The following is a 21,359-nucleotide window of genomic DNA, read 5'->3' on the forward strand; positions in this document are numbered from 1 at the left end:
GTGGTGACCTCGGCGGCCGACGGCTCGTGCGAGGCGCTGATCGACGGCCGCCTCGACACCGCCGTCCGCACCGCCGCCGCCAGCGCCGTCGCCACGAAATACCTTGCCCGAGCGGACAGTTCGATCCTCGGGGTGATCGGCGCCGGCAATCTGGCCGTCGAACACACCCGCGCCATCGCCACCGTGCGCGAGCTGGAGACGGTGCTGGTCTGGTCGCGTACCGCGGCGACGATCGACCGATTCCGCACCGCGACAGCCGATCTCGGCCTCGAGGTCCGCGCCCTCGACACCCCGGAAGCGGTGACCAGGGGCGCGCACGTGCTGTGCACGCTCACCCCCTCGCGCGAACCGATCGTGCGCGGCGCCTGGTTCGGCGCGGGCCTGCACGTCAACGCCGTCGGCGCCCCGCCGCGCGCGGATCACCGCGAGGTCGACGGCGAGGCCATGCGCCGCGCCCGCGTCGTCGTAGACTCGATCGGCACCACGCTCACCAAGTCCGGCGACACCCTGTTGGCCATCGCCGAGGGCGCGATCACGCCGGACGCGGTGGGTACCGAGTTGGGCGAGGTGATCACGCGCCGGGTCCCCGGCCGTCGCGGCGCGCGCGACATCACCCTGTTCAACTCGGTCGGCATCGGCCTGCAGGATCTGGCCGCCGCCCGCCTGCTCATCGACCAAGCCCGCGTCACCGGCATCGGAACGGAAGTGGATCTGTCCGCATGAGTGAACTGACCGAGATCGACCTCGCCCACCTGCGTCGCGCCATCGACCTCGCCGGGCACGCGAACGCGCTCGGCGACAAGCCGTTCGGCGCGGTGGCCGTCACCGCGGACGGCACCGTGCTCACCGAGGGGGTGAACGCGGTGCACACCACCGGCGATGTCACCACCCACGCCGAGCTGGTCGCGATCACGCTGGCCAGCGCGGCCGGGCGGGCCGGTGACCTGCGCGGTGGGACCGTCTACGCCAGCGGCGAACCGTGCCCGATGTGCGCGGCGGCGATGGTGTGGGCCGGGGTCGGCCGCATCGTCTTCGCCGCCGCAGCAGCGGAATTCGGGCCGATCCTGCCCGGCGGACCCCGCTTCGCGCTCACCTGCGCCGAGGTCGTGGCCAGTGCGAGCGTGCCGGTCGAGGTGAGCGGACCGCACCTCGGCGAGGAGGCACTCGCGGTGTTCCGCGCCGCCGCGCAGCACTGACAGGCCGGTCACTTCACCGAGACCGGCTCCGGTTCGCCCAGGTCGCGCTGTTCCTCGAGCGCCTCGGGCGTGCCGGGGATCTGGGTGCCGCGCAGCGACGCGCCCTTGGTCTCGATGAGGAAGAACGAGGCGATCAGCCCGACCGCGCAGGCGCCGAACATGTAGTAGGCCGGGATCATCGTGTCCCCGGTCGCGCCGATGAGGGCTTCGTTGATCACCGGTGCGGTGCCGCCGAACAGGGAGGTGGCGACGTTGTAGCCGATGGCCACGCCGGCGAAGCGCACGATCGTGGGGAACATGGCCGGGAAGGTGGCCGAGATGGTGGCCAACTGCGGTGCGTAGAGCAGGCCGAGGATCGCGAAGCCGACGATCGCGCCGGTGAGCGAGGACCCGATCAGGTGGTAGGCCGGGATCACCGCGATCATCATCGCCGCGCAGGAGAACATCCACATCGGCTTGCGACCGATCCGGTCCGACAGGGCCCCGAGGAACGGCAGGATGCACAGCATCGCGATCTGGCCGACCAGCGGGACGAGCAGCGCGTCGGATTCCTCCATGCCGAGGGTGGAACCGAGGTAGGTGGGCGTGTAGCTGAGCAGCGAGTAGTTGACCACGTTGAGCGCGATCACCAGGCCGAACAGGGTCAGCACCGGGCGCAGGTACTTGGTCACCAGGTCGCGGTAGACCCCGGAGATCTGCTCGGTCTCCTCGTTGCGCTCGATCTCGCGGAACACCGGGGTGTCCTCCACCCGGCTGCGCAGGTACATGCCGATCAGGCCGAGCGGACCGGCGATCAGGAACGGAATGCGCCACCCCCACGAATCCATCGAGGCGGAGTCGAGCACGTTCACCAGCAGCAGGGCGCTGAGATTGCCGAGGGTGAAACCGGCGAGCGTGCCGACCTCGAGAAAACTGCCATAGAATCCGCGTTTGCGATCCGGCGCGTATTCGGCCATGAATGTCGCGGCCCCACCGTATTCACCACCGGCGGAAAGTCCCTGAATCATGCGCAGGGCGTAGAGCAGAATCGGGGCGGCGATGCCGATGGCGTCGAAACTGGGGATCAGACCCACGGCCATCGTCGAGGCGGCCATCAGAATGATCGTCATCGCGAGCACTCGTTTGCGCCCGATCCGGTCCCCGAGCGGCCCCCAGATCATCCCGCCGACCGGCCTGATCAGGAACGATACGGCGAACCCGAGCAGCGTGTAGACGATCCCGGACTCGCCGTCACCGGGAAACAACGATTTCGCGATATAGGTCGCCAGATAGGCGTAGACGCCATAGTCGAACCATTCGACCGCATTACCGATCGCCGACGCACCGATTGCCCGATGCAATACCGATTTCGATTCCCTCGACATCCACAACACCCTCTCGTCGTCGCCTTTCACGGTTACCCGACGCGATGGTGAGCAAACGTTACGAGCGTGCGACGACCCTTCGGGCCTATTCCAGGGCCGCCACTTTCCGGGTGAGCACGGCCCGTTCGCGGTCGTTGCCGCACAGGGCGAGCGCCTCGGTCAGCGCGGCGCGAGCCTCGTCGGCGCGGCCGAGCCGGGTGAGCAGTTCGCCGCGCACGCTCGGCAGCAGGTGGGAGTTCGCCAGGGCGCCCGAGGCGGCGAGGTCGTCGACGATCGGCAGGGCCGCGGCCGGGCCGTTCGCCATCGACACCGCCACCGCCCGGTTCAGTTCGACCACCGGCGACGGCGCGAGTCGGCCCAGCGCCTCGTAGAGCACCACCACCCGTTCCCAGTCCGTCGCCTCGACAGACGGTGCGACAGCATGACATTCGGCGATCGCGGCCTGGAGTCCGTAGGCGCCAAGGCCGCGCCCGACCTGTCCGGCCCTGGCCAGCGCGGCCCGGCCCCGGCGGATCGCGGAGTGGTCCCAGCGGCGACGGTCCTGCTGTTCGAGCAGGACCGGTTCGCCGTCGGGGCCCGTGCGGGCGGGAAAGCGCGCGGCGGTCAGCTCCAGCAGCGCGAGCAACCCGTAGACCTCCGGCTCGGTCGGCATCAGCCGGGCCAGCACCCGCGCGAGCCGCTGGGCCTCCCCGGCGAGGTCGAAGCGGATGAGGTCGGTGCCCGCGCTGGCCGATGACCCCTCGGTGAAGATCAGGTAGATGACGCCGAGCACCGAGCCGAGCCGCTCGCGGCGCTCGGCGGCGGGCGGCACCGCGAACGCGACCTCGGCGGCCCCGAGGGTCTTCTTGGCCCTGGTGATCCTGGCCTGCACGGTCGCGGTCGGCACCAGGCACGCCTTGGCGATCTCGTCGCTGGTCAGACCGCCGACGACCCGCAGGGTCAGCGCCAGGCGCGCCTCGCGCGAGAGCACCGGGTGACAGGAGATGAACATCAGCGCGAGCACATCGTCATCGATCTGATCGGGATCCCACAGCACCGCCGCGGCGGCGCGCACCGGGTCGACCGGATCGCCGCCGGTCAGCACGCCGCCCTCGCCGAGATCACCGGCGAGGGCGGCGTAGCGGTCATCGAGGGCGGCGCGACGCCGGAACGCGTCGATCGCCCGACGTCGACCCACGGTGAGCAACCACCCGGCCGGATGCCGCGGCACGCCTTCGCGCGGCCACGTCACCAGGGCCTCGGCCAGCGCTTCCTGCGCGAGATCCTCGGCCATCGCGAAATCGCGGGTGTAGCGGGCGAGCGCGCCGACGATGCGGGCCGATTCGATGCGCCAGACCGCGGCGACGGCCTCGCGGCCGGTGTGGTCGCTCATCGTGGCTCAGAGCTGGCCGGTGTCTTCACGCCACGCGCGCTCCTTGATGATCCACTTGTTGTCCTGCGGAAACTCGTCGATGCTCGGCACCCGGCGGATCTCGGTCTTGGTGCCCGGTCCCACATAGGGCATCCGCTTGGCCCACTCGATCGCCTCCTCCTTGGAGGCCACATTGAGGATGTAGAACCCGCCGAACAGTTCCTTCGTCTCGCCGTAGGGGCCGTCGGTGACGGTCGGGACGTCCGACGAGTAGTCGACCACCACGCCCTGGGCCGCGTCGTCGAGTCCCTCGGCGGCGACGAGCACTCCGGCGTTGATCAACTCGTCGTTGAACTTGCCCATGGTCTCGAGCATGTCGTTGAAGTCGACGTCGGCCATCGCGGCCCAGGCTTCGTCGGTGGCGCGCATGATCAGCATGTACTTCATGGTTTCGTCTCCTCGGATCGGTGCGGACCCGACTGCCGGGCCGCGCGTTCATCCCTAGGTCGAACGGGCACCGGTGCGGATCGACACCCGGCCGAAAGTTTTTTCGCGAATGTTCGGCAGCCTACGACGAGCGGGCGGTGCGCGCGCCGAATGCGAATGCGCGATTCGGGTCTGCCCGGGGGCCCAGCGTGCTAAAGATCGACGGGTCAGGCCCCGACCGACGGCAAGGGAGTCACCGGTGAGCGCAGTTCTCGTCGAACAACGCGGGCATGTGCTCGTGATCGTGCTGAATCGACCGCAGGCCATGAACGCGGTCGACGCCGCGCTCAGCACCGGGGTGGGCGAGGCCCTCGAGCGCGCCGAGGCCGACCCCGACATCCGGGCGGTGGTTCTCACCGGCGCGGGCGAGCGGGCGTTCTGCGCGGGCGCCGACCTCAAGGCGCTCAGCCGGGGTGAGTCGATTTTCGCTGCCGGACATGAGGATTGGGGCCTGGCCGGATACGTGAGCCACCCGATCAGCACGCCGACCATCGCGGCGGTGAACGGTTTCGCGCTCGGCGGCGGCACCGAACTGGTGCTGGCCAGCGATCTCGCCGTCGCCGCCGACACGGCCACCTTCGGCCTGCCCGAGGTGGCCCGCGGCCTGTTCGCGGCCGCCGGTGGCGCGTTCCGGCTGCCCGAGCAGCTGCCGCGCAAGGTCGCGATGGAGATGATCCTCACCGGCGAGCCGATCACCGCGGCCCGAGCGCTGGAACTGGGCCTGATCAACCGGGTGGTACCCGCGAGCGAGGTCCTCGATGCCGCACTGGCACTGGCGGAGCGGATCGCCGCGAACGCGCCGCTGGCGGTGCAGGCGAGCAAGCGGGTGGCACTGGGCCGACTCAGCGATGACGCGGCCTGGGAGCAGAGCAATCGCGAGATCGTGGCGCTGGCCGGGACCGAGGACGTGCGCGAGGGGACGATGGCGTTCGTGCAGAAGCGCAAGCCCGACTGGAAGGCGCGCTGACCGAGACATATCCGTGGTCGATATTGACCCGATCCGAAGAGTGAGTGTACAGTCACTCACATGACCAAGCGCGGCGCGACCCTGTCCACCTCCGATGTGCGGCGCGACGCCGTCGTCGATGCCGCGATCACCGAATTCGCCAAAACCGGGTACCACGGCACCCCGATCAACACCATCGCCGCGCGCGCCGAGATCTCCCCCGCGTATGTCTTCAAGCTCTTCCCCGGCAAGATCGCCCTGTTCGTCGCGGCGCTGGATCGCTGTTTCGACCTGGTCGAACGCGCGATGTCGACGGGCGCGGCCAATTCCGGCGCCGAGGATCCGGCCGGGATCCTGCACGAGATGGGCGAGGCCTACGCCGAACTCATCGCCGACCGAAGCCTGCTGATGTTGCAGGTCCACGCCCAGTCCGCCACCGACATCCCCGAGATCGCCGAGGCCCTGCGGCGCGGGCTGGCGAAGGTGACCACCTTCGCGCAGCGCCGATCCGGGGGCACTCCCGAGCAGATCCAGCACTTCATCGCGTTCGGCCAGCTCTGCCACCTCGTCACCACCCTCGGCCTCGACGGCGATGACGAGTCGTGGGCCCGCGCCCTGACCACCGGCATGCGCCACCCCCACTGACCCACGCTCCAACCCGCGCGGTTGGAGCTTTCTTCTGCCCCAAGAGTGACTGACCAGTCACACACCATGAGAGGTTCCCTGATGAACACCACGATCGCCACCGAAATCGTCCTGCCCGGCCGCGTCGACCCGCACGATCTGCTCGTCACCCAGCGCGAACTCCCCGCCCCCGCGCCCGGTCGCGCACTGGTTCGGGTCGACGCCTCCGGGGTGTCCTTCGCCGAACAGCAGATGCGACGGGGCAAGTACTACGACCAGCCGCCGTTCCCGTTCGTCCCCGGCTACGACCTGGTCGGCACGGTGATCGCCGCCGCCGATCCGGCCCTGATCGGTCGTCGCGTCGCCGCGCTGACCAAGATCGGCGGGTGGAGCAGCCATGTCGATCTCGATGTCGCCGATCTGATCCCGGTGCCCGACGCCGTGGACGCGGCCGAGGCGGAAACCTTCGTCGTGAACGGCGTCACCGCCTGGCAGATGCTGCACCGGGTCGCCCGGGTCGAGGCGGGCGCGACGATCCTGGTGCTCGGCGCCAACGGCGGCGTCGGCTCCACCCTGGTCCAATTGGCCCGTGCGGCGGGCATTCACGTGATCGGCACCGCCGCCGCCCGCCACGCCGAGGCCGTCACCGCGCTGGGCGCGACGTGGATCGACTACCGAGGCGATGTGCCACACCAGGTTCGGGCGCTCGCACCCGAGGGCGTGGATGCGGTGTTCGACCACGTCGGCGGTCCCGGCATCACCGATTCCTTCGGCCTGCTCGCCGCCGGCGGCACCCTGGTCTCCTACGGCACCGCCGCCACCAAGAACGACGAGGGCGACTCCCGCCTGCCCGTGCTGAAGCTGTTCGCCCGCCTGCTGTGGTGGAACTCGCTGCCCAACAGGCGAAGTGCGCACTTCTACAACCTGTGGGCGGGCAAGCGCCGGATCACCCGTTTCCGCGCCCGCCTCGCCGAGGATCTCGCGCAGGTCTTCGCACTCGCCGCGTCGGGCACCATCACCGCCCAGGTCGCCGCGCGCATCCCGCTCACCGAGGCCGCCCGCGCGCTCGAGCTCGCCGAATCCGGCACTGTCGCAGGCAAAGTCGTGCTTGTCAGCGACCCGACTGCGCGCTGATCGCCGCGCCCATCCACCGGCGCAGGTAGCGGCGCAGTTCGTCCTCGGTGCGGGGCGGATCGCCCGGGGACAGGAAGAAGGACTGCATCGTGCGCAGGACGTATTCGACGAGTTCGCGCAGGGCGGGTTCGTCGTAATCATAAGCGGCCCAGTCGACATCGAAGCGGCGGATCATGGTCATGCCGAACGCCTGGGCCGCGTCGGAGGTGAGGCTGTCGGGGTGGGCGTTGGAGTAGGAACTCGACAGCAGGATGCCCAGGTGGGGGGTGCGGCGCACGTCGGTGAGGGTGAACAGCACCGCTTCGGTCATCGCCGCCACGGGATCGGACAGTCCGCCGACGTGGCGGGTGAGTCGGTCGAGGAAGTCGTCGACCGAGGCGATGGCCGCGGCGGTCATGAGCGCGTCGGCGCTGGGGAAGTACCGGTAGACCGTCTGTCGGATGACGCCGAGCGCTTCCGCGACGTCGGCGATGCTGATCTCCGCGCCGGTGCGGGCGATGAGTTCGACTGCGGCGGCGACGATTCGGCGCGCGGCCTCGGCATCGTCCGCCGGCGGACTGCCACCCCACCCCCGTCTTCGCGCCACCGGGTGGACGCTAGCACAGGGCCAGGTCAGGGCGAATTCCGTGAAAGTCATCATACACAATTGGGTCACTTCGTATGATTACCGCATCACCCGCGCGGTCGAATATCGAGGTAGCCCACCGTGACCGAACTTCCCGTCCGCACCATGAATTTCGCCTTCGCCGACTACGACGTGCCGTTCCTGTGGAATCCGCGCAACCCGGCGTTCTCGTCGATGGCCAATGCCGTGTCCTTTCTGGCGATCGGGTTCGAGAAGATGATCGTGCAGCTCATCTCCCAGGCGAAACCGCAGATCACCGATCCCGACGTGGCCGCGGAAGCGCAGGCGTTCATGCGCCAGGAAGGCCAGCACTCGCACGCCCATCGTCAGCATGTGAAGGCGCTCATCCGGCGCTATCCGGGGCTGCGGGAGACCCTGGACGCGGTGGTGGCCGAGTTCGACGAGCTCACCGCGACCACCTCGGTGAAGTACCGCCTGGCCTACACCGCCGACCTCGAGGCGACCTTCACGCCGGTGTTCAAGTTGATGCTCGACAACGACGACACGCTGTTCGCGCCCGGCGACGACCGGGTGGCCTCACTGTTCCTCTGGCATTTCGTGGAGGAGGTCGAGCATCGCAGTTCCGCGCTGGTCATCTTCCACTCCGTGATCGACAGCGAGCTGTATCGGATGCGGGTGGCGCCGTCGATCTTCCGGCATGTGCTGCGGGTGATCCGGGTGGCGTGCGCGGGCTTCAACGAGCATGTGCCACTGGCGGATCGGCAGGTCGACGCGATGTCGATGTTCGCGATGTATCGCGCGCAGCAGGCGGTGCGCCGGTGGTTGCCGTGGTCGCGGGCCGCCGACAACGGGACCATGCCGCGCGCGTTCGACGACCTGTCGACGCGGGAACAGCTCGTCGCGCTGGCGGGGATCGCGCGCAGTCAGCTGCCCGGACACAACCCCGACCACGAGGCGCTGCCCGCCCTGGCCGACCGGTGGTTCCGTCGCTACGACGAGGGCTACGACGTAACCCGGTGGTACACCGCCGATTCCGCTGATTCGTAGAGGGCACCCCGATGGTCGATCACTGCTCCCCCACCTTCGCCGACCTCGCCGCGCGACTCGGGTTCTCCTGCGCGGAAGCGGGCGGGCTCGTGGAGTTCCGCAACCCGTTCGCGTTGGCGAACGCGACCCTGCCGATCCTCGAACTCACCATCGTGGTCGGTGCCGTGCTGGCCCTGTGCTACGCCGTCGTGCGCCTGCGCCGCCACGGTGACCCCACCAACCTGGTCCTGTGGTTCGGCGCCACCGCGTACCTGTTCGTCATCGAACCGCCGCTGTACTTCCCGGCCGCGTTCGGCATCGAGGACCACGTCGACACGATGTTCGCGCACAACGTGTTCACCGTCGAATTCCTGTGGGGCAGACTGCCGCTCTACATCGTCGCGATCTATCCGCTGATGGCGACGATGTCGTTCGGCATCGTCAGGATGCTCGGCGTCTTCCGCAGTTACGGCACTCTCGTCGGCGCCGCCTGTGTGGGCTTCGTCCACCACGCCTTCTACGAGATCTTCGATCACCTCGGCCCGCAGCTGCGCTGGTGGGAGTGGTCGGTGGACAATCCCCTCAACCAGCCGATGTTCGACGCGGTGCCGATGGGCAGCGTGGTGGTGTTCGCGGCCCTGTGGCCGATGTCGCTGGCGTGGTGCGTGCAGTTCTTCGTCGGTCGCCACGTCGAGGACGGCCGGCACTTCTCCGGTCTCGAATTGCTGTGGCGCACAGTCGTGATCGGCCTGCTCGCCTCGCTCGGCACCTTCCTGCTGCCGCTGCCCGCGACCGTGCTCGGCATGGACAACACGACCGTGCGCGGCGTCCTCTACGCCCTGGAACTGGCCGTGCTCGCCGTCGTCGCCACGATCACCCTGATCCGTCAGTGGACGCGCCTGCGCGGCGGCGACCTGGCACCACCGCCCTACGTGGACCGCTTCGCCCAACGGTTCAGCATCGTCTACCTGGTCGTCTTCGCCGCCCTCTGGATCGTGTCCCTGCCCGACTATTTCGCCGCCGTCGACGGCGAAACCAGCTCCGGCGACCCGATCGGAAACCTCTGGTACACGGCGGCCTGCTTCCTCGTCGCCACCGCGTCGGTGACTGCCACGTTCACGGTGCCACGAACCCGAACCCTCTCGCGGACAACAACATCGGTCGGTCGATGACCGTGGCCTGTTCGACTGAGTTCGCGTTCGATGTGGCGAATGGGCCCGACCGTCGCCCGCTGCGCGAGGGCTGGTGACTGAGGCGTCGGGTCAGGTCGGCGGTTCGGGGGAGATCGTCAGGGTCACAACGTATTTCGCGATTCGGTAGAGGACGACCGCCGGGACGACGGTCAGCAGGAGGACCCGGAGCACCACGACGGCCGCGGCGGTGGCGGTGAAGGCGAGGCCGAGGCCGTCGGGGGAACCGAAGCCGTGGCGGGCCGACAGGGCTACCACGACCGCGTGCAGGGCCACGTAGGTGATGAGCATGGCCAGGGGTACGCGGAGTATGCGCCAGGCCGCGAGCAGGGTCGGATGCTTCATCGGGCCACCTCCGGTCCCGAGGTGAGGAAGGCCAGCAGCAGGGCGTTGCCGACGGCGCCGCCGGTCGCGAAGCGGGTGCGGGTGCCGTCGTGGACGGGCAGGCCGAACAGGTCGGTGGTGCGGTAGAGACGGGTGAACAGGTCACGGTGGGCGAAGGCGCGGGCGGGGGCGAGCGCGAAACCGGTGGCCGAGACCGAGATTCCGAGGATCAGGGGGCCGCTGTCCATGTCACCGGGGCCGCTGTGGCCGTCCCCGTATTCGTCGATCGCGCTGAAGCCGAGGACGGTGCGTTCCTGGCGGAACAGGGCCGCCGCGAGGTCCTCGGCGAGGGAGCGGTCGGCGAAACCGGCGAAGTAGGCGGCCAATCCGGTGCCCGAGGCGCGCGGGGCGTCGTGCGGGCGGCCGTCGACGCCCATGCGCTGGATCACCAGCCCGGTGTCGCGATCGATCTGCACCGCGCGCACCTGCCGCGCCCAGTGCGCGATGACCGCCGTGTGATCGGCCCCGGTCGCCCGACCGTGCACCGCGATCGCCGCCGCCACCGCCGCCACGTCGGTCGGGTAGGCCTCGCCGGGGAAGGTGTCGAGCAGTCCGGTGGGTGACGCGAGCAGTCGCCGCTCGAAGGCCGCGATCAGCGCGTCGTGGCGGCTCGCGAGCTCGGCGGGGAAGTCGGGGTCGATCAGTCGCGCCATGCCGAGCGCGAGGGCGGGGTAGGACAGGTAGGCGTGTCCGTCGGCGCTGTCGAGCTCGGCCATGCCGTCGCGACCGTGCCAGGACGAGGTGAACTCGTAGCGCAGCTGCGGCAACAGGCTCTTCACCGCCGCGCTGGTCACCACCGGCGCGTACCGCGACCGCCACTGCGGATGTTCCAGGGAAACCTGGGCGAGCCCCAACGCCGTCATCTGGTGTACCAGCAGACCCCACATGCCGACCACCCGATCACGGCCGCCACTGCCCCGCCACTGATCGTCGTCGGCCTGGAAGGCCACCAGTTCCTCGGCCAGACCGTGCACCAGCGCCGAGTCGCCCCGATACCACCGGTCGGCATCACGACCGCACCACCACCTCGGCAACGACACCGCGACCGCCACCGCGATCACCACGGCGAGCACCACCGCCACCGGTCGACGAAACCGGTACCGCCCCGCCGCGAGAGAACTCCCCATGCCACGAAGGTACTGCGCGCGTGCGCCTTTCGACACCGAGGACATCTACCGAGCGCCCTGCCATGAAGGTTCCCGCGCCGGTACGCCTCCCAGCATCGAGCCTTCTCACCGCGAAGACACCTGCGCACGTGCGCTTCTCGGCACGCGAGCGTCTCGCCGCGAAGAACCTCGCCCGCGCCCTCCCCCGCAACCGCGCAATATCCTCCCGACCACCACCGGCACGTCGTTTCCGGAAGCTGACCGTCGATCGCGCCCCGGGCGGCATCATGGACTCGACGAGGAGAGGTGGCGCCGTGCCGAGGTCAGGAAAGCCGACGATGATGTCGCCGATGGACTCCGTGTTCTTGATGTTGGAGTCCAGGGAACACCCGATGCACGTGGGTGGGCTGTGCCTGTTCGAGAAGACCGCCGACCCCGCGGGTTTCGCGCGCACGATGTACGAGGACATGCTCACCGGCGCCGACGCGGTGACCTCGGTGTTCCGGCGGCGTCCCGAACGCGCGTTCGGGGTGTTCCCGGCACTGCGCTGGGACCTCGACGACGACATCGACCTGAGCTATCACGTGCGACTGCTCTCGCTGCCCGCGCCGGGCCGGGTGCGCGAACTGCTCGAACTGATCTCGATGCTGCACGGTTCGCTGCTGGATCGGCACCGCCCGCTGTGGGAGGTCTACGTCATCGAAGGGTTGGCCGACGGCCGGATCGCGACCTACGCCAAGACCCACCACGCCCTGATGGACGGCGTCTCGGCGGTGCGCGCCTGGCAGCGCACCCTGGCCACCGACCCCGACGCCCGCGACTGCGTCCCCGCCTGGCGCACCGACCGACGCCGCACCGAAAAACCCGGCGCGAGTGGGCTTTCCGGCCTCGTGCGCACCGTCTCACGGACCGTGGGCACCGTGCCGCAGACCGTCTCGGGCGCGCGGGCGCTGTCGCGGCGCCTGCCCGACCCGCTGCCGTACCAGGCCCCCGAGACCATGTTCAACGTGCCGATCAGCGGGGCACGTCGATTCGCGGCGCAGTCGTGGCCGTTGGCTCGGCTGCGCGCGGTCACCGAGACGACCGGGGCCACGCTCAACGACGTCGTGCTCGCGATGTGCGCGGGCGCGCTGCGCCGCTACCTGTCCGCCGAGAACGCGCTGCCCGCGCGCCCGCTCGTCGCGATGGTCCCGGTGTCGCTGCGTGCCGACGGCGCCGAGGAGACCGGCGGGAACGCCGTCGGGGCCGTGCTGTGCGATCTCGGCACCGACGAGCCCGACCCCCGGCAGCGACTCGACCGGACCCGGTCCTCGATGGACCGCACGAAATCGACCATGGCCGAACTGACTCCGCTGCAGGTGCTGGGGCTCTCGGCGCTCAATGTGGTCGGTCTGACGTTGCCGAGCGTGCCCCTGCTCGGCGGCGGCCCACCACCGTTCAACATCGTCATCTCGAATGTGCCCGGCGCGCAACGCCCCCGGTACTGGAACGGCGTGCGCGTCGAGGCGATCTATCCCGCCTCGATCCCCCTCGACGGCCAGGCGATCAACATCACCACCGTCGGCTTCGGCGACGCGATGCACTTCGGCATCGTGGGCTGCCGTCGCGCGGTGCCGCGCCTGCAACGCCTCATCGGCATGCTCGACGACACCCTGACCGAACTGGAAACCGCGGTGGGATAAGGCGACCGCTCGCGCGCCACCGACCCGGCGGACGTGTCAGACTGGCCACCGTGAGCGGGCCGGTGAAGGAAACCAGTGAGACGCCATCGACACCGACGCGAGATCGCGGGCAGGTGATCGGCGGCGGGCTGTTGTGGCTGGCCAAGTGGTCGCTGTGCATCGTCGCGATCGCGGCGGGCGCGTGGGTGATCGGGTCGATCGTGGGCAAGCTGTGGGTGGTGATCCTGCCGATCGCACTGGCGATCGTGGTGACCACGGTCCTGTGGCCCGCCACCCGCTGGCTCACCAAGCACCGGGTCGCCCCCGCCCTGGCCGCGGCGATCACCCTGCTGACCTTCCTCGGGCTGTTCGGTGGCGTCATCGCGCTGATCGTGCCCTCGGTCGCCGACCAGGCCCCGGAACTGGCCGACAAGGCCACCGCCGGCGTCAACCAGGTCCGCGACTGGGCGCAGGGTCCGCCGCTGCGGATCCGCGACGAGCAACTCGACTCCGCGGTCGACGCGATCGTGGCGCGCCTGCAGTCCAGCGGCACCCAGATCGCCAACGGCGTGTTCACCGGAGTGTCGACCGCGACCACCGCGCTGATCACCCTGTTCCTGGTGCTGGTGCTGGTGTTCTTCTTCCTCAAGGACGGCCCCCGCCTGCTGCCCTGGTTGCACCGGGTCGCCGGCGATCGCAGCGGCCGACACCTCGAAGCCGTGCTGGACCGGGTCTGGACGACCCTGGGCGGCTTCATCCGCACCCAGGCCCTGGTCAGCCTGGTCGACGCCGTCTGCATCGGCGCGGCGCTGTTCATCCTGGATGTGCCGCTGGCGCTGGTGTTGTCGGTGATCACCTTCATCGCCGGTTTCGTCCCGATGGTGGGCGCGTTCGTGGCGGGCGCGCTGGCGGTGTTGGTCGCGCTGGTCGGCAACGGGTTCACCACCGCGCTGATCGTGCTCGGCATCGTCATCGCGGTCCAGCAGCTGGAAGGCAATGTGCTGCAACCGGTGTTGCAGAGCCGCAGCATGGAATTGCACGCGGTGATCGTGTTGCTCGCGGTGACCGCGGGCGGCTCGCTCTACGGCATCACCGGCGCGTTCCTCGCGGTGCCGGTGGTCGCGATGGTGGCGGTGGTCGTGCGCTATATCGGCGAACAGATCGACGCGGCCACCACGCCGCCGCCGACGGAAGACGAACCGGACGATGCCGAGGCGCCCAGCCCCACCACCTGACCCGAAAATCAGGGCGAAGCAGACGAATCGGATAAACAGTCGAATTCGCGCGGCCTCCTCGTGGGCAATGTTGGTCGATGTCATGGCATCGCCATGTCATCGGACTACGCTGACGCGCATTGCCGCCCATCGAGGAATTGAGGGGACCACGCGTGACCAGCAGTGAATTCGCCTACACCGGGTGCGACAACCTGGAGGTGATGGCCGAAGCGGTCAACTACAACCGGTTTCTGATCGACTGCGTCGACAAGCACGTCACCTCACCCGAGGTCCGCATTCTCGATTTCGGCGCGGGCTCGGGAACCTACGCCGACCTGCTCACCGAGCGCGGCACCAAACCGGATTGCCTGGAACCCGACGCGACCCTGCAGGAATCGTTGCGGTCCAGGGGATATCACGTGGTCGATCTCGACACCGAGCCGACCTGTGAATCCGAAATGTACAGTCTCATTTATTCTTTCAATGTCTTCGAACACATCAAGAATGATCAGGAAGCGTCCGAACAGCTGACATCGCTGTTGCGTCCGGGCGGCACCCTGGTGGTCTATGTGCCCGCGCTCGAGGTGCTGTTCACGTCCATGGACGTGAAAGTCGGACATTACCGGCGCTATCGGCGCACCCAGCTCAATCGCATTCTGCGCAACGCGGGTCTCGAGATCGTCGAATCGCGCTACTGCGACCCGATCGGATTCTTCGCCACCCTGGCCTACCGGTTCGCGGGCAGCGACGACGGCTCGATCAACCCGCGCGCCCTGAAACTCTACGACCGCGTGGTCTTTCCGCTCAGCAAGCTCCTGCAGGCGCTCACCGGCCGCTTCTTCGGGAAGAACGTGCTGGTGGTCGCCACCAAATCCTGATCCGCCGCGAAACCGGGTGCGGTGCCGATCGACTCGGGCACACTGGGTGCAGTCGAGGACGGACGGAGGCGCGATGACACGCACCCCAGCGGGCCTGCGCACCCAGGTGGCGCACGGCGTCCTGCGGATCACGATCGACCGGCCCGCGCGGATGAACGCGGTCGACCTCGCGACGATGACCGCGTTGGGCGCGACGCTGCTCGGCGCGCACACGCGGCCGCAGGTGCGGGTCATCGTGCTCACCGGCGCGGGCACCGCGTTCTGCACCGGCGCCGATCTCGCCGCGGCGGCCGCGGCCGGGGGCAACGAGGCGCCGCCGCAGGTCGCGATGGATCGGGCCAACGAGGTGGTGCGCGCGATCGTCGACTCGCCGCTGCCGGTGATCTCGCAGGTCAACGGGCCCGCCGCCGGGGTCGGTGCCGCGATCGCGCTGGCCGCCGACCTCATCTACGCCGCGGATTCCGCGTACTTGCTGTTGCCGTTCACCTCGATCGGTCTGATGCCCGACGGCGGCACCTCGGCGATGGTCGCCGCGGCGATGGGCCGCGTCCGCGCCATGGAACTGGCCCTGCTCGGCGCCCGGTTGCCCGCCACCGAGGCCGCGGCGGCCGGGTTGATCACCGCGGCGGTGCCCGCCGCACAGCTCGCCGACCGGGTCGACCAGGTCGCCGCCCGGCTCGCCGCCGGTCCGCGCCGGGCGTTGCAGCTCACCAAGGCCGCCATCAACGCGGCGACCCTGGTCCCGCTCGACGACGCACTCGACCGGGAGAAGACCGGCCAGGTCGAACTCCTCACGGGCGCGGACTTCTTCGAGGGGATGACCGCGATGCTGACCCACCGCACACCGCGATTCGACAACGATTGACCTGATCGCGCCGGACCGCCGAGGAGCGCGAGAACCTATGCCGCGCGGCGGTTTTCGCCGACTGCGCGATGCCTACGGCGCACAGTCGGTGCGGCGGTGATCGGCCGAGCGAACAGCACCCGGATCGCGCTGCGGATCAGCGCCACCACCCCGCGTCGACCGGCGGGCAGCGAGAGCACGCTGCGGATGGTGCTGGTGCGCGACGGCGTCACCGGCACCCCGTCGAAGCGGTCGCCGAGCCAGTTCAGACTCAACGGTGTCGACACGGGCAGCAGACTCAGGTGCTCGCTGGTCCGGTCGCGCAGGTAGGTCACGTGCGCGCCCTGGTCGCGGTAGCGCCCGACCAGCGCGTCGATGTCGTCGATCGCGATGATCTGGTCGCGCACCGACTGCACCACCAGCAGCGGGGTGCTGGGCACGTGGTCACCGAGGGTGAGGTCGGCGAACACGGCCAGCATCGCCTCGAGGGCGAGGATCTCGGTCATCGGCGTGGTGCTGTTGCGGTCGACGTTGTAGCGGGCCAGCCGCAGGACCGCCGCGACGGTGGTGGACTGCGCGGCCTTGTCGAGCACGGCGCGGCCCTCGTCGCTGAAATGCGTGGCGATGAGCTCGTCGAAGGCCGGATACACCCGGCGCAGCCCGGCCACGACCAGGGTCGGCAGCCCGGCGTGCAGACCGCCGTTGAGTCGGTGGAAGGTCGAGACGAGATCGCCGACCGGGGATCCGAGGACCGCCCCGACGATGTCGAGTTCGGGCGCGTAGGTCGGCGCCATCTCCGCGGCCCACGCGGTCGCCAGACCGCCGCCGGAGTAACCCCACAGCCCCACTTGCGCACCGGATTCGAGCCCGGCCGGCGCGAAGGTCAGGGTGGCGCGGATGCCGTCGAGCGCGCGGTAACCGGGTTCGCGCGGCGCGCCCCAGGCCCCGAGCATGCCCTCGTGATCGGGAATCGAGATCGCCCACCCCCGCCGCAGCGCGTCGGCGAAGCACAGTAGCTCGAGGTGAGCGACGGTGCCGATGGCCCGCGATCCGCGCCGCAGGGCGTAGGAGGGGAACGCGCGCGCGGAGATGGCGTCGATCGCGCACTGGAACGACAGCAGCGGCGCACCGGGCGCGACCCCGTCGAGCGGGACGATCACGGTGGTGACGCAGGCTTCCGGCACGCCGTTGAGATCTGTGGTCCGATACAGCAGCTGCCAGGCGCGCACCCGTACCGGGATGACGCCGAATTCGGCGAGTTCCACCGGTCGCGCGCGCAGGATCGTGCCCTCGGCGAGGCGCTCGAAGCCGGGGTTCGGCGAGTAGAACGGGTCGTGGTCGGGGACCAGCGTTTCGGTGGGGGCGGGCCAGGTGTCCACGGCGCGGGCATGATCGTCGCTCGACAGCGTCATCGGTGCCTCCTCGGTGCGGGTACGCCCTACAGAGATAACGCTACTACTAGTTACACCTAGTCTGACGCAGGGCCCGCGACCAGGTCGGCGATCGAGGTCTCGGGGTCGAGCGTGACGCCGACCTCGCGCAGACTGGCATCGATGATCGACCAGATCGCGACCCGCAGATACGACGACAGCTCGGTGGCGTCCATCGGCTGCATCGACCGGCTCAACCACCGGTTCACGCTGCCGTCGACGAACCCGACCAGGCCGAACGACATCGGTTCGGCGATCGCGACCGGCGCCGACTGCGACCGCAGCGCGGCTTCGAACACCTCGCGCACGGTGCCCGCGATGGCGATCTTGGTGCCGGACACGATCGGCGAGTTGTGCTCCTTCGAGCCGCCAGAGCCCGCGCCGAGGAAGTAGTGCAGGCGCGGATTGGCGGCGATCCAGCCCACGTAGGTGTCGATGGAGCGCGCGATCGCCTCCACGACGGTGCCCTCGGGATTGAGCGTCGGCGCGAGCACCGCCATCAGGTCCTCGACGATGCGCGTGCGCAACTGCTCGTCGAGGTCCTGGCGGTCCTTGAACAGCCGGTAGAGCACCGAGCGCGGCACCCCGGCCAGATCGGCGATCTCCTGGACGCCGACGGAGGCGCCCTGGGCCTGCACGGCCCGGAGGGCGGCCGCGAGGATCAGTTCGCGGCGGTCGGCCCGGTGCCGGTCCCAGCGGCTGGCCCGGCCGTCGGTGCGCTGTGCGGTCATTGCCCTCCCTTCGGGTCCCGGATCGGCGGTCACGACGAACTGTAGTCCAGCGTTCGCGCCGAATCCGCCCCGCACAGGCGCCGCCGATCGGCCGGTGTCAGCTCTGCGCCGCCGCGTCGCGTGGCAGTCCCAGCATCCGTTCGCCGATGACATTGAGCTGGACCTCGGTGGTGCCGCCGTAGATGGTGGTAGCCCGGCCCGCGATGAGCTGTTCCATCGCGTGATCGCTGCGCTCCCCCGGCACCGACACCACGCCGGCGACGCCGAGTTCGGCCACGATGTACTCCGAGATCGCCTGTCCCAGCGCCATTCCCAACAGTTTCCCGACGCTGGAGGTGGTCGAGACGTCGATGCCGGACAGCTGCTCGAGCACCACCCGCGACCCGATCACGTCGACCGCCCGGCTCTCGGCCATCAGCTCGCCGAGCCGGTAGCGCGCCACCGGCGAGAGCTCGCGACCGGCCGCGAACCGCAGCAGGTCGGTGTCGGTGGCGTAGGCCTCCATCTTCTGACTCAGCGCCACCCGCTCACCGGCCAGGGTGGTGCGGGCCACGTGCCAGCCGTCGTCGACCGCGCCGACCACGTTCTCGTCGGGGATGAACACGTCGTCGAGGAAGACCTCGTTGAACAGCGCCGACCCGGTCATCTCGCGCAGCGGACGCACCGTGATCCCGGGCGTGGACATGTCGAGCACGAAATAGGTGATGCCTTCGTGTTTGGGCTTGTCCGGGCTGGTGCGCGCGATCAGCATCGCCCAGTCCGCGAACTGGGCGACCGTGGTCCAGATCTTCTGCCCGCTCACCCGCCAACCACCGTCGACCCTGGTGGCCTTGGTGGTCAAGCTGGCCAGGTCCGAACCGGCGCCCGGCTCGCTGAACAGCTGACACCACACCAGTTCGCCGCGCAGGGTCGGCACGACCAGCTCGCGCTGCTGCCGTTCGTCACCGTGGGGCACGATCGCGCCGACCGCCCAGGTGCCCATCAGCAGCTGCGGCATCGGAATCCCGGAGGCCTTGATCTCCTGCGCGATCACCACCTGCTCGAGCGGGGAGGCCGAGCGACCGTAGGGGCGCGGCAGGTGCGGGAGGTTCCAGCCGCCGTCGCCGAGGGCCACGAGCTGGTCGTCCTCGTCATCGATGGCCGCGACCTCGGCGAGCTCGGCGCGCACCGCCGCACGGATCCGCTCCGCCTCGGCGGGCAGTTCGAGTTCGCTGGACAGGGTCAGCCCCGACAGCGCGAAACCCGCGACCGCCTCGGCGCGTTCGTCGCGAGCGCCGAGCTGCCCGCGCAGGGCCAGCGCCCGCCGGTAGTACAGGTGCGCGTCGTGCTCCCAGGTGAAACCGATGCCGCCGTGCACCTGGATGCAGTCCTGGGCCACCTGCACGGCCGCGTCCGGAATGATCAGGGCCGCAACGGCTCCCGCGTAGTCGGCGGTCTCGTCGTCACGGTCGAGGGCGAACGCGGCGTCCCACAGCACCGCGCGGGCCTTCTCCAGGGCGATGCCCATCTGGGCGCACTTGTGCTTGACACCCTGGAACTGCCCGATCGGGCGACCGAACTGCACCCGGGTCTTGGCGTATTCCGACGCGGTCGACACACACCACGACATCACCCCGACCGCCTCGGCGCCGAGCACCACCGCGGCCAGCGAGCGCACCCGCGCCGAACTCACCGCCAGCAGGCGATCGGCGCCGACCTCGACCGAATCCGCGTGCAGCCGAACCGAACCGCGCAGCACATCGATGCCGTCCTGGGCGCTGATCGTCAGGTCGATGTTCTCGAACACGACCCACCGCTGCCCGCCGGCCACGGTGACCGGGGCGATGATCACGTCGGCCGTCCGCGCGCCGACCACACCGTCGGCCGTGCCGCTCACGGTCAGCGTGCCCTCGTGCACGGTGCCGGTCAGGTTCGACGTGGTGGCGACCGCGCCGGTGCGCGAACCGTCGGCCAACCCGGCCAGGCGCTCCCCGACCGCCGCGTCCCCGGCCTTCGCCGCCGCGGCGAGCACCGCGGACGCGAACACGGTCGGGACGAACGGCCCCGTGTGCAGGCCACGTCCGAGCGGTTCGAGGGCCACGGCCAGCGTCAGCAGCCCCGCGCCCTGACCGCCGAGGTCCTCGGCGATGTGCAGGCTCAGCAGGTCCTGGGCGACGAGGGAATCCCAGTAGGGCAGCACCTTGCTGCCCGCGTCGGTGGACTCCACCGCGTCGCGCACGAGCGCGGCCGTGATGGTGCGCTCCACGAAACCGGCGACCGCGTCGGCGAGCGCGAGGTGATCCTCGCCGACACCGACGCCGAGCTCATAACTGTTGCGCGCCATGCTAGTTCGTCGCTTTCAGCTGGGCGGCCACCTCGTCGATGGTCCACGGTCCGTCGGTTTCCACGGTGCGCACGTCGTGCCAGCCCGCCAGTTCGACGATCGCGCCGCCCTGCACCGCGAACACCTTGCCGGTGATCGCGCAGTCGGCCTCGGCGAGGTGGGCGACCAGCGGGGAGATATTGGCCGGGGCGAACGCGTCGAACTCACCCTCGGGCACCTCGGCGGCGAACAGCGCGCCCATACCGGGGGTGGCCAGGGTCAGCCGGGTGCGCGCGATCGGGGCGATCGCGTTGACCCGCACGCCGTAGCGCTCGAGCTCGTCGGCGGCGACCAGGGTCAGCGCCGCGATGCCCGCCTTGGCCGCGCCGTAGTTGCCCTGCCCGGCGTTGGGCATGAACGTGCCCGACGCCGAGGCGGTGTTGATCACCGCAGCCGAGACCGGAATTCCGGCCTTGGACTGCGCCTTCCAGTACGCCGCCGCGTGGTGCAGGGTGGCGGCGTGGCCCTTGAGGTGCACCGCGATGACCGAGTCCCACTGCGCTTCGTCCATGCCCGCGATGAACGCGTCGCGCAGGATGCCCGCGTTGTTCACCACGATGTCGAGCGTGCCGAACTCGCTGATCGCCTGGTCGACAAGGGCTTTCGCGCCGTCCCAGGTGGCGATGTTGTCGGTGTTGGCCACCGCGACGCCCCCGGCGGCGACGATCTCGTCGACCACCTGCTGGGCCGGGCCCGCGTCGGTGCCGGTGCCGTCGTTGGCGCCGCCGAGATCGTTGACCACGACCCTGGCGCCTTCGCGGGCGAACAGCAGCGCGTGTTCACGCCCGATTCCGCGCCCGGCACCGGTGATGACCGCGACCCGTCCGTCGAGTTTTCCCATAAGTC

The 21,359-nt window shown here is 69.7% G+C and carries 21 protein-coding genes; 11 read left to right on the forward strand and 10 right to left on the reverse strand.

From position 1 onward, the window contains the following. Both ACFP3H_RS06620 and ACFP3H_RS06625 read left to right on the forward strand, forming a co-directional pair. Positions 1–723, forward strand: a 723-nt coding sequence (locus ACFP3H_RS06620; RefSeq protein ID WP_378601025.1) for an ornithine cyclodeaminase family protein, incomplete at its 5' end; no start/stop codon positions are given. Beyond that, complete coding sequence (locus ACFP3H_RS06625; RefSeq protein WP_378601028.1) at positions 720–1,196, forward strand: nucleoside deaminase; 477 nt, start codon at positions 720–722, stop codon at positions 1,194–1,196. The genes ACFP3H_RS06620 and ACFP3H_RS06625, both read left to right, overlap by 4 nt. An 8-nt stretch (positions 1,197–1,204) precedes the next feature. On the opposite strand, the gene ACFP3H_RS06630 is transcribed toward ACFP3H_RS06625, so the two are convergent. The 3 genes from ACFP3H_RS06630 to ACFP3H_RS06640 all read right to left on the reverse strand — a co-directional run bounded on the left by ACFP3H_RS06630 (position 1,205) and on the right by ACFP3H_RS06640 (position 4,358). Then, positions 1,205–2,560, reverse strand: a complete 1,356-nt coding sequence (locus tag ACFP3H_RS06630; RefSeq protein ID WP_378601031.1) for an MFS transporter — start codon at positions 2,558–2,560, stop codon at positions 1,205–1,207. 85 nt (positions 2,561–2,645) lie between these two features. After that, positions 2,646–3,932, reverse strand: a complete 1,287-nt coding sequence (locus tag ACFP3H_RS06635; RefSeq protein WP_378601034.1) for an RNA polymerase sigma factor — start codon at positions 3,930–3,932, stop codon at positions 2,646–2,648. 6 nt (positions 3,933–3,938) lie between these two features. Beyond that, positions 3,939–4,358 carry a YciI family protein gene (locus ACFP3H_RS06640; protein ID WP_378601037.1) on the reverse strand — a complete coding sequence of 140 codons (420 nt, stop codon included), beginning with the start codon at positions 4,356–4,358 and terminating at the stop codon, positions 3,939–3,941. 238 nt (positions 4,359–4,596) lie between these two features. Here ACFP3H_RS06640 and ACFP3H_RS06645 point away from each other — a divergent pair, with 238 nt between their 5' ends. From ACFP3H_RS06645 to ACFP3H_RS06655, 3 genes are all read left to right on the forward strand, one after another. Continuing rightward, positions 4,597–5,364, forward strand: a complete 768-nt coding sequence (locus ACFP3H_RS06645) for a crotonase/enoyl-CoA hydratase family protein (RefSeq protein WP_378601040.1) — start codon at positions 4,597–4,599, stop codon at positions 5,362–5,364. 60 nt (positions 5,365–5,424) lie between these two features. After that, positions 5,425–5,988 (forward strand): TetR/AcrR family transcriptional regulator, encoded by a 564-nt coding sequence (locus ACFP3H_RS06650; RefSeq protein ID WP_378601043.1) that lies wholly within the window; start codon positions 5,425–5,427, stop codon positions 5,986–5,988. An 81-nt stretch (positions 5,989–6,069) separates the two neighbouring features. Further along, positions 6,070–7,101, forward strand: coding sequence for a medium chain dehydrogenase/reductase family protein (locus tag ACFP3H_RS06655; protein WP_378601045.1), 1,032 nt, complete (start codon positions 6,070–6,072; stop codon positions 7,099–7,101). Here ACFP3H_RS06655 and ACFP3H_RS06660 read toward each other — a convergent pair. Further along, positions 7,079–7,687 carry a TetR/AcrR family transcriptional regulator gene (locus tag ACFP3H_RS06660; protein WP_378601048.1) on the reverse strand — a complete coding sequence of 203 codons (609 nt, stop codon included), beginning with the start codon at positions 7,685–7,687 and terminating at the stop codon, positions 7,079–7,081. The genes ACFP3H_RS06655 and ACFP3H_RS06660 overlap by 23 nt on opposite strands. A 120-nt stretch (positions 7,688–7,807) precedes the next feature. Between ACFP3H_RS06660 and ACFP3H_RS06665 the strand changes: the two genes are divergently transcribed. Together ACFP3H_RS06665 and ACFP3H_RS06670 are read left to right on the forward strand one after the other, a co-directional pair. After that, positions 7,808–8,734, forward strand: coding sequence for a metal-dependent hydrolase (locus ACFP3H_RS06665; protein WP_378601050.1), 927 nt, complete (start codon positions 7,808–7,810; stop codon positions 8,732–8,734). An 11-nt stretch (positions 8,735–8,745) separates the two neighbouring features. After that, the gene (locus ACFP3H_RS06670; RefSeq protein ID WP_378601052.1) at positions 8,746–9,885 is read left to right on the forward strand and encodes a hypothetical protein; all 1,140 of its coding nucleotides are present in this window, start codon (positions 8,746–8,748) and stop codon (positions 9,883–9,885) included. 90 nt (positions 9,886–9,975) lie between these two features. Here the strand turns inward: ACFP3H_RS06670 and ACFP3H_RS06675 are convergent, their stop codons facing one another. Together ACFP3H_RS06675 and ACFP3H_RS06680 are read right to left on the reverse strand one after the other, a co-directional pair. Then, on the reverse strand, positions 9,976–10,248 hold the full coding sequence (locus tag ACFP3H_RS06675; RefSeq protein ID WP_378601054.1) for a hypothetical protein: 273 nt from the start codon (positions 10,246–10,248) through the stop codon (positions 9,976–9,978). Further along, positions 10,245–11,414, reverse strand: coding sequence for a hypothetical protein (locus ACFP3H_RS06680; RefSeq protein ID WP_378601056.1), 1,170 nt, complete (start codon positions 11,412–11,414; stop codon positions 10,245–10,247). The genes ACFP3H_RS06675 and ACFP3H_RS06680 overlap by 4 nt, the downstream gene beginning before the upstream one ends. A 329-nt stretch (positions 11,415–11,743) precedes the next feature. On the opposite strand from ACFP3H_RS06680, the gene ACFP3H_RS06685 reads away from it, so the two are divergent. The 4 genes from ACFP3H_RS06685 (at position 11,744) to ACFP3H_RS06700 (ending at position 16,011) form a co-directional block, all read left to right on the forward strand. Then, entirely contained in the window at positions 11,744–13,075 is a 1,332-nt protein-coding gene (locus ACFP3H_RS06685; RefSeq protein ID WP_378601058.1) for a WS/DGAT/MGAT family O-acyltransferase, read from the forward strand. A 50-nt stretch (positions 13,076–13,125) separates the two neighbouring features. Next, entirely contained in the window at positions 13,126–14,289 is a 1,164-nt protein-coding gene (locus tag ACFP3H_RS06690; protein WP_378601060.1) for an AI-2E family transporter, read from the forward strand. A 152-nt stretch (positions 14,290–14,441) separates the two neighbouring features. Continuing rightward, entirely contained in the window at positions 14,442–15,146 is a 705-nt protein-coding gene (locus ACFP3H_RS06695; protein ID WP_378601062.1) for a class I SAM-dependent methyltransferase, read from the forward strand. A 73-nt stretch (positions 15,147–15,219) separates the two neighbouring features. After that, on the forward strand, positions 15,220–16,011 hold the full coding sequence (locus ACFP3H_RS06700; protein ID WP_378601064.1) for an enoyl-CoA hydratase-related protein: 792 nt from the start codon (positions 15,220–15,222) through the stop codon (positions 16,009–16,011). Between the two features lie 35 nt (positions 16,012–16,046). Here the strand turns inward: ACFP3H_RS06700 and ACFP3H_RS06705 are convergent, their stop codons facing one another. From ACFP3H_RS06705 to ACFP3H_RS06720, 4 genes are all read right to left on the reverse strand, one after another. Beyond that, the gene (locus ACFP3H_RS06705; RefSeq protein ID WP_378601066.1) at positions 16,047–17,402 is read right to left on the reverse strand and encodes a lipase family protein; all 1,356 of its coding nucleotides are present in this window, start codon (positions 17,400–17,402) and stop codon (positions 16,047–16,049) included. Positions 17,403–17,458: 56 nt separating this feature from the next. Next, on the reverse strand, positions 17,459–18,151 hold the full coding sequence (locus ACFP3H_RS06710; protein WP_378601068.1) for a TetR/AcrR family transcriptional regulator: 693 nt from the start codon (positions 18,149–18,151) through the stop codon (positions 17,459–17,461). Between the two features lie 97 nt (positions 18,152–18,248). Further along, complete coding sequence (locus ACFP3H_RS06715; RefSeq protein WP_378601070.1) at positions 18,249–20,474, reverse strand: acyl-CoA dehydrogenase; 2,226 nt, start codon at positions 20,472–20,474, stop codon at positions 18,249–18,251. 1 nt (position 20,475) lies between these two features. Then, positions 20,476–21,354, reverse strand: coding sequence for an SDR family oxidoreductase (locus ACFP3H_RS06720; protein ID WP_378601072.1), 879 nt, complete (start codon positions 21,352–21,354; stop codon positions 20,476–20,478). Between the last annotated feature and the right edge of the window lie 5 nt (positions 21,355–21,359).

This window comes from Nocardia lasii, assembly GCF_042658545.1.
GTDB classification, from domain to species: domain Bacteria; phylum Actinomycetota; class Actinomycetes; order Mycobacteriales; family Mycobacteriaceae; genus Nocardia; species Nocardia lasii.